Origin of the sequence: Pseudacidobacterium ailaaui (assembly GCF_000688455.1) — a bacterium.
Lineage (GTDB): Bacteria > Acidobacteriota > Terriglobia > Terriglobales > Acidobacteriaceae > Pseudacidobacterium > Pseudacidobacterium ailaaui.
Genome location: NZ_JIAL01000001.1, coordinates 3236701 through 3251093, shown reverse-complemented (window position 1 = coordinate 3251093; position 14393 = coordinate 3236701). Strand labels below are relative to the sequence as shown.

Annotated in this window: 11 protein-coding genes and 1 tRNA gene; 5 read left to right on the top strand and 7 right to left on the bottom strand. The window is 54.1% G+C overall.

The window, feature by feature from the left end:
* Positions 1-9: 9 nt before the first annotated feature.
* Positions 10-3429 carry a TonB-dependent receptor gene (locus N655_RS0114570; protein ID WP_049961458.1) on the bottom strand — a complete coding sequence of 1140 codons (3420 nt, stop codon included), beginning with the start codon at positions 3427-3429 and terminating at the stop codon, positions 10-12.
* 304 nt (positions 3430-3733) lie between these two features.
* Here N655_RS0114570 and N655_RS19230 point away from each other — a divergent pair, with 304 nt between their 5' ends.
* Positions 3734-5941 carry a winged helix-turn-helix domain-containing protein gene (locus N655_RS19230; protein ID WP_162173561.1) on the top strand — a complete coding sequence of 736 codons (2208 nt, stop codon included), beginning with the start codon at positions 3734-3736 and terminating at the stop codon, positions 5939-5941.
* A 93-nt stretch (positions 5942-6034) separates the two neighbouring features.
* On the opposite strand, the gene N655_RS0114560 is transcribed toward N655_RS19230, so the two are convergent.
* The 3 genes from N655_RS0114560 to N655_RS0114550 form a co-directional block, all read right to left on the bottom strand.
* Entirely contained in the window at positions 6035-6634 is a 600-nt protein-coding gene (locus N655_RS0114560; protein ID WP_155987608.1) for a hypothetical protein, read from the bottom strand.
* Between the two features lie 88 nt (positions 6635-6722).
* Positions 6723-6811: transfer RNA gene (locus N655_RS0114555), tRNA-Leu, on the bottom strand.
* A gap of 92 nt (positions 6812-6903) precedes the next feature.
* Positions 6904-7314 (bottom strand): hypothetical protein, encoded by a 411-nt coding sequence (locus N655_RS0114550; RefSeq protein ID WP_026443572.1) that lies wholly within the window; start codon positions 7312-7314, stop codon positions 6904-6906.
* 251 nt (positions 7315-7565) lie between these two features.
* Between N655_RS0114550 and N655_RS0114545 the strand changes: the two genes are divergently transcribed.
* Together N655_RS0114545 and N655_RS19225 are read left to right on the top strand one after the other, a co-directional pair.
* On the top strand, positions 7566-8555 hold the full coding sequence (locus N655_RS0114545) for a hypothetical protein (protein WP_026443571.1): 990 nt from the start codon (positions 7566-7568) through the stop codon (positions 8553-8555).
* 28 nt (positions 8556-8583) lie between these two features.
* Entirely contained in the window at positions 8584-9744 is a 1161-nt protein-coding gene (locus N655_RS19225; protein WP_238324769.1) for a glycoside hydrolase family 130 protein, read from the top strand.
* Here the strand turns inward: N655_RS19225 and N655_RS0114535 are convergent.
* Positions 9697-10497 (bottom strand): enoyl-CoA hydratase/isomerase family protein, encoded by an 801-nt coding sequence (locus tag N655_RS0114535; RefSeq protein ID WP_026443570.1) that lies wholly within the window; start codon positions 10495-10497, stop codon positions 9697-9699. The genes N655_RS19225 and N655_RS0114535 overlap by 48 nt on opposite strands.
* A gap of 55 nt (positions 10498-10552) precedes the next feature.
* Positions 10553-12118 (bottom strand): NAD(P)/FAD-dependent oxidoreductase, encoded by a 1566-nt coding sequence (locus tag N655_RS0114530; RefSeq protein ID WP_026443569.1) that lies wholly within the window; start codon positions 12116-12118, stop codon positions 10553-10555.
* A 235-nt stretch (positions 12119-12353) separates the two neighbouring features.
* Between N655_RS0114530 and N655_RS0114525 the strand changes: the two genes are divergently transcribed.
* Positions 12354-12629 (top strand): YtxH domain-containing protein, encoded by a 276-nt coding sequence (locus N655_RS0114525; RefSeq protein ID WP_026443568.1) that lies wholly within the window; start codon positions 12354-12356, stop codon positions 12627-12629.
* A 22-nt stretch (positions 12630-12651) separates the two neighbouring features.
* Here the strand turns inward: N655_RS0114525 and N655_RS0114520 are convergent, their stop codons facing one another.
* The gene (locus N655_RS0114520) at positions 12652-13761 is read right to left on the bottom strand and encodes a Gfo/Idh/MocA family protein (protein ID WP_026443567.1); all 1110 of its coding nucleotides are present in this window, start codon (positions 13759-13761) and stop codon (positions 12652-12654) included.
* A 65-nt stretch (positions 13762-13826) separates the two neighbouring features.
* Between N655_RS0114520 and N655_RS0114515 the strand changes: the two genes are divergently transcribed.
* A complete protein-coding gene (locus tag N655_RS0114515) occupies positions 13827-14327 on the top strand; it encodes a DinB family protein (RefSeq protein WP_026443566.1) in 501 nt (166 codons plus the stop codon).
* Positions 14328-14393: the final 66 nt, after the last annotated feature.

Sequence of the window (14393 nt, the reverse complement as noted above, 5' to 3'; positions counted from 1 at the left end):
AGATGAATATCAGAAGGTCAGCCGCGCTGCCAGTTGGATTTCCCGGTTGGAGAACTGCCGTGTCCCGGTAATCTTTCCAAAATTGGCATCGGTGAAGCCAGAATCGGGATTGGTGAACTGCGGTGTGTTGAAGATGTTAAAGCCATCTCCGTGCAATTCAAGGTTGTAGCGCTCGGTCAGGTGAAGATTTTTTTGTAGAGAAAAATCTACCGTCCGGGTCCCTGGACCGTAGACCTGATTGCGACGCAGGGTGCCGATACGGGCCCATACATTGCCATTGGGTGTGCTGACGACTGGAATACTGCTGTCAGAAAACGAGCCTGGATCGAACCAGTGTCCAGTGATGCTTTTCGGGTAGCGGATGGGTGCAATCAGGTCAGGCCGATTCGGGTTGTTCTGGTTGGCCGAAATGTCGGTTGGAGTTCCGGTTCCCAGGAAAGCAACCAGATTGGTTTGCCATCCGCCGATGAGCCAGTCCATGGGGCGTGAAACATTGCCGCCATAGGTCTTCCCACGTCCAAAGGGAAGCTCATACAAAATGCTGGCGCTGGCTACATTGCGCTGGTCTGTATTGGAGTTTCCATAATTGGCGGCAGGATCAAAGTAAAACAGGGCGCTGGCGCCTTCAAATGCACCTGGAGAATTGTCGAGAGCATGTGACCAGGTGTATGCACCGGTAACAATCAGTCCCTGGCTGTAACGATGGCTGATGGATGTCTGTAAGCCGTTGTACTTCAGTGTGCCGGCATAGCGCTGCCAGGTAATGGAGCCCAGAAGCGGGAAGTTCTTGTTCCCGGTAGTGAATTGATTGTCGTTGTAGTCGTAGTAAGTAGAAAGGTGGTCGGCCTTTGTACCGATATACGTGATGTCAGCAACGGTCTTGCTTGTAATCTGCTGTTCCAGCTGCAGGTTCCATTGCTGGATCCGTGAGTTTTTGCTGTCGCGCTCCACAGCAAGAAAGTTTGTCCCAGCAGGTGGATTGGCGGGGTCAAAGTTGGGATATCCTGGAGCAAACAGCGCAGCAGTGGCCGCTGCATTGTCAGTGGAACCTGAGAGACCATTACCCTTGGGTCCCTGCCCGCTGAAGGTGATGCGGTAGCCCTGATTTGCGAAATAAGTTGTGCTGCCTCCGAAAGGCGGCTGCTGGCCTAACTGGTTGCTGATGCCTCCGCGGTCAACAAAATAAAACATCCCGTATCCGCCGCGCAGCGCTGCTTTGCCATTTCCAAAAAGGTCGTAAGCAAATCCGATACGGGGGCCGATGTCACCATAATCATTATTCAGAATGGTGCGGGGGATTCCATTGGCTCCAGCCAGCATGACCGTGCCTGTGGCCACATTCAAGGCAGCTTGCCGGTTATGCTCTTCAGTCGGCCAGGTCAGGATGTCATATCGCAGTCCCAGGTTCAGTGTTAGCCTGCGTGAAACCCGCCAATCGTCCTGCCCGAAGACGCCAATCTCATAATTGCGGGTGCCAAAGAAGCCGTCTTGCGAACCAATCTGATAGTTATCAACAAAACCCAGCAGCAGTTCAGAAACCTCATAGCCGGTGTAGTCTCCTGTTCCGGGACCGATAAAGAAATAGCCCTTGCCAGCAATGGGACGGAAGAAGGCGACTTCACGGCGGATGCCCATCGCGCCGAGGCGGATGTTGTGGGCCCCATGCGTCCAGGTGGTCACATTGCTGATCTCATAGGTATTCTCAGGGACCAGATAGCTGCCATAATCGCCGGTGTACTGGATCTCAGCGTTGTAGCCGCCAATAAGCGCTCCCCCACCCAATTCCGGCGTGCGGTTAGCATTTACGATGCCGAGGTTGGCAGAGACCGGGATGCCGCTCAGCTCTGGAGTTTGTCCAAATGTGTCACGAATATATCCAAGCCGCAGTTCATTGACGATGGACGGGGTAAAGGTGCGTGTATACCCTACCGCCACTCCCTGCGCGTGGGTGAAGTTCGCTCCATTGCCCAGGCCGAAGCCTGCAGGAAGGTTTTCAAACAGAGATGTCTTGTTTGAGTAATCGTGAGCATAACTGTATCGCACAAAGAAGGCATCTTTGGTGTCCGGAACAAAGTCAAGCCGCACGTCGAAGTCGTTATAGTGGCTGATAAAAGACTGCGTACCTTCCCAGTTGTTTTCGATGACTCCGGGAACATTCGGCAAAGGGAAAGCATTCAGGTAGTTCAGGGCAGCCTGGTTCATGTATCTGCCCGGGGGAACCACATTGCCAGGAATCGGCGTACAGGTCAGCGGGTCGTAAATCTGTCCTTTACTGGGAGGTGCCGTCGTACCCGACGGATACGCGCAACTGGGAACCGTAGTCAGATAATTTCCTCCACTCAACGCCGGATTCAGCAGCTCAGAGAAGTTTCCTGTGCGCATCAGTGCTGTGGGCACAGTTGCAAAGCCTAGGTTTGTTGGATATTTTTCCCGAAGCCCTTGATAATCACCAAAAGCAAAGAGCCTGTCCTTGATAAGGGGAAGTCCGAGCGACCCGCCAAACTGATTGCGGTTGAATGGCAGCGGTGCAACCTCTTGCGTGCCGAAGAACCGGTAATTCGGATTGGAATCAAAGGCCTGGCTCCGATAGAACTCAAACAGAGAGCCGTGAATGCTGTTGCTCCCGGATTTGATCGAGCTTTCTATAATTGCGCCCCCGGCACGGCCGAACTCCGCCGGAGCAACACTGGTCGTAATCCGGAACTCCTGCGTTGCGTCTACCGGTGGAAAGAAGACCAGGGTATTTACCAGGGATTCATTGTTATCAATGCCATCGAGCAGAAAATTGTTCGACTGCGGGCGCAGACCGTTGACCGAAAGCGCCGCACCACCACTTTCGGCATAGCGATAGGTCTCCGTGTTTCCCTGGGAGCCGTCAGCGTTATCACCGTAAGCGCCGCGTGTGACGCCGGGTGAGAGTAGCGCCAGTTGCGTGAAATTGCGTCCATTCAGCGGCAGCTCAGTAATCTGCTTTCCCTGAATCACCGCCCCGGTGGAAGAGGTAGCAGTATCGACAATGGGCGCGGCGTCGGTGACGGTGACAGAGGTTGAAACTGCTCCTGGCTGCATCCGGAAATTGAGGGCCTGCACCTGCGAGACTTCGAGCGTCAGCTTCTGCGTCTGCGTGGTGAAGCCTGCCGCCTGCGCCTCGGCCGTGTAATTTCCGCGTGTAAGCGCATTGAAAGTGAAATTGCCGGCGCTATCACTGGTCGCTGTCTGGATCACACCCGTGTCGGTGTTGGTCAGGGTAATTGTGGCATTGGGAATTGCCGCACCGCTCTGATCGAGGACCGTACCCTGGATCCGGGCAGTGTCCGTCTGGCTGAACGCAGTCCTGCCTCCGCAGAGGGCGACCACAAGAAGGAGGATCGCCGCCAGAGGCGCTATGCTCAGCGGAAAACGATAGAAAGGATACTTGGTCGTATGCATCGAATGGCTCCGTAAAGGTTAAAGACGGGACTACATTTTTCCTTGTGAAATGCTTTGGACCAGGAGGCAAGTTTCCTTGGCCGCCGTAAAACATCGCTCTTCCGCAGCACAGTTGGCAATCCCCAGAGCCCCTATTTCCAATCAAATATTTATCTCCAAATAACTTGTTTGTTTTCATTTATATATAAAGCTTATTCTCCAGAGGCCCTGGATTGACTTGAGCAAGTGCGAAGGAGTATAAACCGACAGGAGATGATTGGATTTTTCCATGGAAGCGGAAGAACCACTCAGCAGGTTGTCATCTTTGCCAGAGCGTTACGCTTTTGGTCTTTTTGAAGCGGACATAAAGGCAGGTGAACTCCGCAAAAATGGGAAACGCGTGCGTATCCAGGGGCAGCCCTTCCGGGTTCTGGCAGTGCTTCTGGAACACCACGGCGAAGTGGTAAGTAAAGAGCAGATACAGAAGCGGCTGTGGGGAGACAACACCACTGTCGACTTTGATCACAGTCTGGGAATCGCGGTCAATAAGCTGCGTGATGCGCTGGGTGATTCCGCCGAGAATCCGCGATTTATTGAGACGCTTGCACGGCGGGGATATCGCTTCATTGCTCCGGTCCGCGAAATCCATGCTCCCTATGCCCTAAAAGAGCTCCCGCCGGGAGCATCATCGGATCTCACTGCGGGTCCTTTCCTGCCTGCTTCTGGCCCTGGATCGGGCATCGTGTCGAACGTTGACGGGGCGCGCGCGCAGCAGCATCAAAATCCCTCTCGAAAAGATCGACGTGGTTTTCTGCAATGGAGCTGTTCTGCGGCCGTTATCTGCATTGTCGTGATCGGGACTTGGTTTTTCAGGCCTGCGAAAGTGCCGTTGCGGATTTCCTCTGTGACGCACCATGGCAAAGTTCTGGCGACCCAGTTAGACATTGAGAACTTTTCTGCCATGGCGGTTGAGGGAGGCCGGATCTATTTTTCCCAGCTGGAAGAGGGCCGTCCTGTTCTGGCCGAAGCGCTTACGGCAAATGGCGAGGTTGAAGACCTTCGTCTGCCCTCCGAGATTGCTGCGCCGCTCATCTGCTCCATTTCCCAGGATGGATCGCGACTGATCGTAAGGAGCCACCTGGCGCGAGAGCCCGAACAACCCCTCTGGATTGTGCCGGCCCTGGGCGGACAAGCACAACGGATCGGCAATGTGCTGGCGCATGATGCGACGTGGATGCCGGACGGACAGCATATTCTGTACGCAGCAGGGAACTCGCTCTTTCTTGCCCGTGAAGACGGCCAGGAGCAGCGCGCCTTTCTGGCGCTTCCCGGCCGGGCCTTCTGGCTGCGGTGGTCTCCAGATGGGAAGCTGCTGCGTTTCACCGTGCTTGATCCTGAGACCGGTGCACCCTCACTGTGGGAATATGCCGCTTCCGGAGGCAAATTGCGCCGTCTGCTGGAGGGTTGGAGTCAGCCTTCAGCAGAGTGCTGCGGGAACTGGACCCCGGACGGGCATGCCTATGTGTTTGCCTCCACTCATGACGGCTCAGCCGACATCTGGGAATTGCGTCGCGGCATTCTGGATCACAGTCCAGTCCGGCTCACCAATGGCCCGCTGGCGTATCAATCTCCAGTAAGCGGGGCCAAACATATTTTCTTTACCGGTGTGGATTCGCGCCGCGAGATGCTGATGTACTCAGCTTCGGCGCACCGCTTTCTTCCTCTGGCAAACAATCTGGCATCCACGGCCTTAGTGGAATATTCGCGGGATGGTCAGTGGGTTGCCTGGCTCAATGCCGCAGACAGTACTCTTTGGCGCAGCCGGGCTGACGGAACAGAGCGCCTGCAACTCACCATTCCATCAACACCTGCAATTTCTATCTTTAGTATGCGGTGGTCGCCGGACAATCACTCGCTGGCCCTGATGGCGCGTAGGGCCGGGGGGATTTGGGCCATTTATCTGGTAGACGCCAATGGCGGAAATCTTCAGCTTGTTCTCAAAGAGGACCGTGGCCAGGCGGATCCGAACTGGTCTCCGGACGGAAGCACAATCGTGTTCGGGCGCGTGCCAGACATCATGGGAGGGGAATCGCAGCCAAAGGCGATCTTCTCGGTAAATCTTCATACGCATGTGGTCGAAAAGGTCCCCGGTTCGGATGGATTGTTCAGTCCCCGGCTTTCTCCGGATGGACGTTATCTGGCTGCTTTGCGTCCAGACCAGAAGACCATGATGCTCTATGATTTTCACACCCAGCATTGGGTCGAGATGGTAGACAACGGCGCCTCTGATCCGGTATGGGCAAGCGACAGCAGGTCACTCTATTATCAGAACTTTCTGGAGCCGGGAGAGCCGCTCTACCGGCTGGACATAGCCACCGGGACCGCACACAAGATTGCAACCCTGGCAGACCTTCAGCCCGCCTACGCTTCAGATTACCGTTTGATTGCCCTTGCCCCTGGAGACCAGCCCATCGTCAATACCCAGAGCTCCTCGGTCAATATTTATGCGCTGAATCTGAAGCAGGGTTTGTAGACCAGCGCGGGCAGCACTCTTTAGCACGGCATTGACTCAGGCCCGGCTTCCAGCTATAACTCCGGGCATTCGGGGAATGCCGTGACGGCGAATTCAGTTCAACAAAAAATTGGACAGCTCTTCACAAAATACCTGCCACGAAGTCAAGTGGGGTGCAAGACGGATCACGCTGAAATTGTTCTGCTTACCCTTCTTCACTTCGCCCATAACAATGCGCAAGGCTTGCGAGGAGTTTATCAGTGCATACCTTGATGACCGATGCGGCAGGCGTGCATTCACGAATGCCCAGCGAATGTGCTTGTTGATGATATTCATCTGATCTGAGTTGCAGAGCAAAAGGTCGACTTGAGGACCTTCTCCGCGACCATTTCCGAAGCCAATGCCTCCCTGACGCTGGTCATTGAAAGACTTTACTTCTATCAGAGAAACCCGACTTCCCTCTGCACTCTTTCTAAACACGGCGATGTCGAGCCCGAACCTGGGAACCACGGCGTGGTCAATACCATCAAGCAGAGCACGAACAACTTCTGTAATCGCCGCCTCAAATGCGGATTCCGGATAAACAGCGCTTGGCTCGGGAACGATGGGATCATTCATACCTTGGAGTTTAGCAATCAATGAAGAGGCTTCCACCTCCTCATACACGTCTGTCCTGCTCTCGGTTGCAACTCGCCGCGGCGCAAAAACAGCCATTCAGCCACCAGTAAAAACCAACAGCCACCAAGCAATACTGGCCTCTCAAATTTTGAGAGGCTAAATCACATTAAGTCTGCTTATTATATGGTGCCCGGAGGGGGACTTGAACCCCCACGGAGGGTTATCTCCTGCGGATTTTAAGTCCGCTGCGTCTGCCGATTTCGCCATCCGGGCATGAGGGAAATTCAGCGCGGCTTCCATCATCCTAAATGGAAATCAAGTGAAGATGCACATCGTGCTCAAGGTGGATGTCTGGACAAGGCGAGTTAACGCCAGCTGACGGCCAGCTGCCAGCGCAGACTCCGTTCGGCAGTCTTGCGCAAAACCCGCTCGTATTCTTCCAGTTCATTCATGACGGGGACTGTTTCTGAACCCAGAGCGAGAGGATTTTTCCGCAGAAAATTGAGCAGAGTAGAGATGGTCTCAAGGCCATCTTCGGGAGAAAACCACTGCGGAGGAGGCAGCGTTTTTACCCATTCCGGGTCGCCTGCGCCCTCTTCTAGAAGCAGGGCCATCGAGTTTTCATCGGCAGAAAAAAAGTCGAGCAAAGGCTTGACCCCAAGCCGGAAGGCAAGCTTTTCCAGGGCATCCTCATTCCGGGCCAGCGCACGTCCGTTCACAAAGATGTCAAAGCCTGGATCTTCCCCTTCGACCACGATATACATGGACGCGCTCATAATCGAACCCAGTTTACTTTAGCTTAGACGAACCAGAGGGCCGGATTGTAACAAAGGTCACCGGAATGGTAACGGGAGGGCCTGCATCGCGATCCGCCTTATGGGTTTTTCACCATCCACACGGGTTGGTGTTCCTTTGATCCTGGTGATTTCCGGCTCCCCGAGGTGCCTTGGCTTGACACCTAAAGCGAGTCCGGCAATCCTAAGAGATTCCTGCTTTTTATTTCTGTACTTCGGGAGCACATGTCATTTTGAAGGTACGCGTTTTTTATCACGATAAATGCTTTGACGGGGTCTGCTCGGCTTCTTTATTTGCCCGCTTTCACAGGGAGCGGATTCGACCGGATGCTGACTATGAGTATCACGGTCTGGTCCATCGCGCCGGGGCCTTGTTCCGTGAAGCCGATTTTATCGGTGATGAAAATGCAATTGTTGACTTCAAGTATTCGGCATCGCCCAGGATTACCTGGTGGTTTGATCATCATCTGAGCGCTTTTCTTACCCCGGAGGACCACGAAGACTATCGGAAGGGGATTGCCGATGGGCGGTACATTTATCGGCGTTTTTATGATCCTGATTACACCTCATGCACCAGCTTTCTGGCCCATATTGCAGAGACGCGCTTCGGATTTGACGCGACTCCCGTCCGGGAGCTGGTGAAATGGGCCGATATCGTAGATGGCGCGCTTTATGAAAGCCCTCAGGCTGCGGTGGAGATGGCTGAGCCGGCAATGAAGCTTACGCTCATTATTGAATCCACGCAGGACCCTGCTTTTACGCCCCGGTTGATTCCTTTGATGACTGAAATGCCTCTGGCAGAAGTGCTGCAGCAGCCTTTTGTTGCGGAGCTCTTGCCGCCCCTGCTGGAACGTCATGAGCAGTCATTAAAACTGATTCGGGAGCGTGCTGAGTACAAAGACGGCACTATTTATTTCGACATCACCGATCATCCCCTGGAGGGATATAACAAATTCATTCCCTACTATCTTTATCCGGAAGCCACATACTCCATCGGCCTTTCCAAATCATCCTTCCGGACCAAGGTGGCTGTTGGCTCGAATCCCTGGACAAAGACAAGACCGGAGGACATGGTAAATCTAGCGACCATCTGTGAACGCTACGGGGGTGGAGGGCATGCACGGGTGGGAGCCATCAGCTTTCCTCCGGACAAGAGCGAGCTGGCACGCAAGGCGGCCGCAGAAATTGTCTCAGAGCTGCGCGCCCACCATGCTCGACTTTAAGGCAAAGCGATTGGACGGGAGAACAAAGATGCAGCGAAGGTTCCGGCGACTGTGGGTCTTTCTGTTTATGATGGGTTGCCCTTGCTTTGTCAGGGCCCAGCGCTCCTGGGTCATTGCTCCTTTTACGCGTCCGGCCACTGGCAACCCCGTCATCCGGCCCGTTCCCGCGTCCCTATTCAAGGACCCGATCCTGCATGAAGAAGTCCACTGGGAGGCGCTCCATACCTTTAATCCAGCCGCCATTGTCCGCAATGGAAAGATTTATGTGCTGTACCGGGCAGAGGACAACACAGGTGAAATGCAGATTGGAATGCACACCTCGCGGCTGGGGCTGGCCGTGAGCAGCGATGGCATCCACTTTAAGCGTAGCGGCATACCTGTTTTCTATCCGGCAGAGGATGCGCAAAAGGACCGCGAATGGCCCGGCGGAGTGGAAGATCCGCGTGTCGTCGAATCCGAGGATGGGACATACATCCTGACTTACACGCAATGGAACCGGAAGACATACACGGTGGGCATTGCCACTTCCCGCGACCTCATCCACTGGACAAAATACGGGCCGGCCTTTCAGGATGCGGCAGGTGGGAAATATCAAGAGCTGAAATACAAGTCTGCCGGGATTGTGACAAGGGTCCAGAATGGTCGACTGATGGCGGTGCGCATTCAGGGAAAATATTGGATGTTCTGGGGAGAAGGCGCCATCCATCTTGCCACGTCGACCGATCTGATCCACTGGTCCCCGGTCGAAGACGCCAATGGCAACCCAGTGGAGGTCCTGAAGCCACGCCCAGGGCACTTCGACAGCAGCTTTCCCGAGACTGGCCCACCTCCGGTGCTGACTCAGAACGGGATCCTTGTCATCTACAATGGAAAAAACGCGCCAGAAGGCGGCGATCCCTCCTTAGGGCCAAATGCGTATGCAGCAGGGGAGGCGCTTTTCTCTAAGGACGATCCTTCGCACCTGTTGGCACAGACGGATGCGCCGGTCTTACAACCGGAGCTCCCCTATGAAAAAACGGGGCAATACGCGGCCGGGACCACCTTTGCCGAGGGTCTTGTCTTCTTTCGGGGAAGTGGTTTTTATACTATGGCTGCGCCGATTCGTTGGTTTCCGTGGCCATGTCCCCAGCGACTCCATGAGTTATGCCGGAATTTTTTTGCTGGGCCACTCAGGTTTGCGTTTTTCTAAAAATGCACGGATGCCTTCCTTGAAGTCCTCTGTAGCGCGAGCATTTACATTAGCAGAGATGGCCGCTTGTAATTCTGCGTCGAGTCTATCAGCGGCATAGTGGTTCAAAAGCCGCTTGGTGGCCCGCATCGCTTCCGGGCTGTTCCGCGTCAGGCACTGGGCCAGGGACCGCGCCTCTGGCATAAGGTCCTGTTCGGCAACAACTCGATTCACGAGGCCATAGGAGTATGCCTCTTCAGCCTTGAATAATCGTCCTGAGAGGAGCAGATCGCGGGCAATTTTGTCCCCAACCTGCCGGACCAGAAAGGCCGAAACAATCGCGGGAATGAAACCAATCTTCACCTCTGTATAGCCGAATTTCGCCTCAGGGACCGCAAGGGTGAAATCACAGACGGTAGCCAGACCCATACCACCTGCAATGGCCGCACCATTGACCGCGGCAATTGTTGGCTTGCTGAAGTCATAAAGCGTCCTTAAAAGATGGGCAATGTTGTTGGAATCCGCCCGGTGCTCTTCGGGCGTTTTTGCATGGAGCGTCTGGAGATGGTCCAGATCGAGCCCGGCGCAAAAGGCAGAACCTGCTCCCGTAAGGATGACTGCCTCAACGTGCAAATGCTCGGCTGCGGTCAGCGCATGGGTCAGTTCCTGAATCATCTCAGGATCCAATGCGTTGCGCCGCTCCGGACGATGCAGCGTTATGGTGAGGACGCCTTCTTCCGTGGTATGAGTACGCAGCGTGCTGTATGGGCCCATGTCTTTCCCCTAAAGACATAGCAGTGTACAGGTTTTGGGCCAGGGGATGCCAGGGCTATTTCTTTTCCTCGTGATATTCCTGCTCCGTATTGATTTGCCAAAGCACGTCTTTGTCTATCTTTCCGGCCAGGATCTGGTCTACAGCCGTCATTGCGGTCAGCATGGAATGGTCCTGGTTGTTGTACTTATGCATCCCGTTTCGGCCGACAAGAAAAAGGTTTTCAAAACGGTCCAGGTAGCGGACAATCTCGTCGAATCGCTCATAACTGCCGAAATAAGCTGGATAAGTTTTGGGAACGCGCACAACATGCGAATCCAGAACATCGGAAGCCCGCAGAATACCGATCTTCTCTACCTCGGCAATGGCAAATTTCTTGATTTCCTCATCACTTTTGCGCCACAGCGCATCCGTGTCATAGCAGAAATACTCCAGTCCAATCCATACCTTGTCAGGGTCAGAGACCAGATAAGGGCTCCAGTTGTTGAAGATCTGTAATCGACCCACAAGCACATCGGGCTCCTGGATATAGATCCATGTGTCTTTGAGCGGAGACCCATCCGGTTCTGTGACCAGAAGTTTGTTTACCAGCAAACCGACGGTGATAAAGTCTCGGTAGACCAACCCCTCACTGATGCTTCGAATTTCATCCGGGACCTGAACGTCGAGGCTGCGGACCAGCTCACGCACGGGCATCGTGGAAAAAACATAGTCTGCTTCGAGTACCCGTCTTTGTCCCGTGTCGCTGACTGCTTCCACGGCAGTGACACGGTCACCGGAAGTATGCAGCTTGTCCACGCGCCAGCCTAGTTGCACGCATCCCCCCTGCTCTTGGACCAACTCAGCTACATACTCCCAAAGCTGCCCCGGACCGTATTTGGGATAGAGAAACTTTTCAATCAGCGATGTCTCTGTCTGCTTTTGTGCGATGTCCGCCGCACTGCGTTGCCTGAATGTCTTTTTCACAAAGTGTGTAATCGCTGATCGCAAAGAAAGACCTTTAATCCGTTGCGCCCCCCAGGCAGCACTGATTTCCCGGCAAGGCACTCCCCATACTTTCTCAGTGTAAGACTCGAAGAAAGTCTTATAAAGTTCTGTACCGAAACGGTTTATTAAAAAGTCCTCCAGAGTTTCTTCCCGCTTTCGAGGGAAGATCCGCGCATGAAGATATCCCACACCGATTTTCAGTACACGCCAGGCCCCCAGTTGACGTAGGGTCCGCAGATTCAGGCTCAGGGGATAGTCAAAGAAGCTGCGCAAAAAATAGATGCGGCTTTTGCGCGGGCGTACCAGCATCACCCGGTCGGAATCCAGGTAGGTGGTAGACGCTGCAACCTTTCGTTCCTTGTTTTGGTACCGGACAGAATGCTCTCCGTCTTCTTCAGCACAGATTGGCATGAGTTCGGTCCACCAATTCATCACCCGGTCGGACTTTGAGAAAAAACGGTGGCCACCGATGTCCATCCGGTTGCCTTTATAGCGGATGGTGCGTGAGATGCCTCCAATCTCATGGCTGGCCTCAAGCACAATGGGGCGAATGTCAGAGCGACGCACAAACTCCAGGGCGGCCGTCAGGCCGGCAGGACCGGCACCAATAATGATTGCAACTGGCTGACGCTTCATGCGCACGCTCCAATCCAGAGAGCATGGCACAAAAAGATAGGATCCAGGAACCGCAAAAAGCGGAAAAAATAACAAATCTGCATGCAGCTCGGCTTACCGGCACCGGACAAGGTGGCCAACATCCATTGTATAGACGCAGAGACAGAAACGCCCGTTTACAAACAGCAACCTTCCGGCCCGTTTTGTGTATCTCACTTCGAGTAGCGAATGCATCGGAATCACAAGGAGTTTTGTCATGAATGGATGGAAATTCTGGGCAGCGTTTGCCATCGGAGTTACCGCTGGAGCAACGGTTGCTCTGCTTTATGCTCCGCAAGCCGGAGAAAAGACCCGTCGTCAGGTCCGGCGCAAATTGGAAGATGCAGCTGATTATGTTCGCGACACGGCAGACACCATCAGCGAGCGCGCCAGCTCTGTTTACAAAGCGGGCAGGGAAGCTGTGGAAGATGCCCTGGATTCTGCCAACAGCGTTTACAGCTCTGCGGCAAAACGCGTCCAGAGCATCCTTTAAATCTGAAAAAAAGAAGAATTTCTTACTTTAAGGGCGTAATCCTGACGGTGCGGCCTGTACGAGCAGATTCTCTTGCAGCATCCAGAATCTGCATGACGATGACATTGGTGTTGAGCGACGTCAAATCGCCTTGAGGCCGTAATTCTCCACGGACAACGGCGGCCAGGTAGTGCAGGGAAGTGTCTTGTGGAGGAGTGAGTGGAGCGGCAGAAATGTTTTGCTCCTGTTCCTCGCCGGTATAGCGCACCCGCAGTTGGTCTGGTCCTACTGTGATTGCGTATCCTCTGGTGCCATAAACCTCGGAATCTTTGCGCGAAAATGGCCAGTTCCATGATGGCATCAGCACAGCCTGGGCATGAGGATATTGCAGGATGATGGTTGCGTCGTCATCCACTCGCGGATAGGTTTCAGGTTTGTCAGTCTGTGCAACGGCGGTGACGCTAAGCGGCGTTTCTCCATGCATCCACCAGGTCATCAGGTCAGCGCCGTAACAGCCAAAGTCATAGAGCGCGCCCGCCCCATTTTGCGCCGGATCAGTCAGCCACTTCAAAAACTCCGGCTGGATCCCGATCTCTTTTGGGCCTTCATGACCGTCATGGATCACGGCCTTGCGCAGGTCTCCCAGCTTGCCGCTGCTGATCTCATCAAAGACCGCGCGGTTGCTTGCATACCACGTGGTTTCATAATTCACGAGCACCTGAATGTGGTACTTTTCTGCCGTGCGTTGGATGGCGAGCGCATCGGCAAGCGAGAGGGTAAGGGGCTTTTCGACCATCACGGTCAAACCATGTTGCGCTGCCTCTTCAATCACGTGCCGGTGTTCGCCTACTGAGGTGTATCCAAGCACAGCTTGCGGGTGGGTGGCAGCTACGGCTTCGTCAAGCGTGTTGTAGAACAGCTTCGAGTCCAGATGAAACTGCTGCTGATAGCGGGCGACGAGCGCTTTGTCCGGGTCCACAATGGCGACCAGATCGGCATCATGCTGAAGAGGGAACTGATGCAGGAATCCGGCAACGTGGCCGTGTTCCAGTCCGACAATGGCAACGCGAATGGGTGCGGGCGATTGCGCGAAACCGATGGTCGAAAGTGCCGCGCAGGCAAACAGAGCTGAAAGACGGGAAAAAATCTGCATGGTAACGATTCCGTGGGAATTGTACCCTATCATCGGAACAACGGTATTTTCTGCAAGGGGAATCCATGCGAACGGGCCTTTTCCTGCACTTCCAGATGCTTGCGCAGTATAACCGGGTCGCCAACGAACGTATGTATGAGCGGTGTTCGTATCTGGAAGCTGCTGAATATCTGAAGAAGAGGGAAGGCTCTTTTGGCAGTATTCATGGCCTGCTGAATCATCTGTTGCTTGCAGACAGGATATGGATGGCGCGCTTTGAAGGCGAAGGGAAACAAACTCCACCTCTCGATACGATTTTGTTCGATGATTTTGAGAATTTGTGGTCTGCCCGGAGAGAAGAGGACATCAGAATCGAAGAATACTTCAAGCAGTTGTCTCCCGACTTTATGGACCGATCATTTCATTACACAAACTCTCAGGGGCGGCACATGATCGAAACCGCGCAAGTTGCCGTGGCCCATTTTTTCAATCACCAGACCCATCACCGCGGACAGCTGCATGTGATGTTGAGCCAGACGCCGGTCCCGCCCCCGTCTGTTGATCTGCACCGGATTATGAATCCCTGAGAGATGCTGCAATAGTGCCTGAACCATGTGCATGGATCGATAAAATGCCCCGCTACTGAAGCAACT

Excerpts from the sequence above, each read along its gene's own strand:
- N655_RS0114570 (WP_049961458.1), bottom strand. The coding sequence starts at position 3,429 with ATGCATACGACCAAGTATCCTTTCTATCGTTTTCCGCTGAGCATAGCG.
- N655_RS0114560 (WP_155987608.1), bottom strand. The coding sequence starts at position 6,634 with ATGGCTGTTTTTGCGCCGCGGCGAGTTGCAACCGAGAGCAGGACAGAC.
- N655_RS0114550 (WP_026443572.1), bottom strand. The coding sequence starts at position 7,314 with ATGAGCGCGTCCATGTATATCGTGGTCGAAGGGGAAGATCCAGGCTTT.
- N655_RS19225 (WP_238324769.1), top strand. The coding sequence starts at position 8,584 with ATGCAGCGAAGGTTCCGGCGACTGTGGGTCTTTCTGTTTATGATGGGT.
- N655_RS0114535 (WP_026443570.1), bottom strand. The coding sequence starts at position 10,497 with ATGGGCCCATACAGCACGCTGCGTACTCATACCACGGAAGAAGGCGTC.
- N655_RS0114530 (WP_026443569.1), bottom strand. The coding sequence starts at position 12,118 with ATGAAGCGTCAGCCAGTTGCAATCATTATTGGTGCCGGTCCTGCCGGC.
- N655_RS0114525 (WP_026443568.1), top strand. The coding sequence starts at position 12,354 with ATGAATGGATGGAAATTCTGGGCAGCGTTTGCCATCGGAGTTACCGCT.
- N655_RS0114520 (WP_026443567.1), bottom strand. The coding sequence starts at position 13,761 with ATGCAGATTTTTTCCCGTCTTTCAGCTCTGTTTGCCTGCGCGGCACTT.
- N655_RS0114515 (WP_026443566.1), top strand. The coding sequence starts at position 13,827 with ATGCGAACGGGCCTTTTCCTGCACTTCCAGATGCTTGCGCAGTATAAC.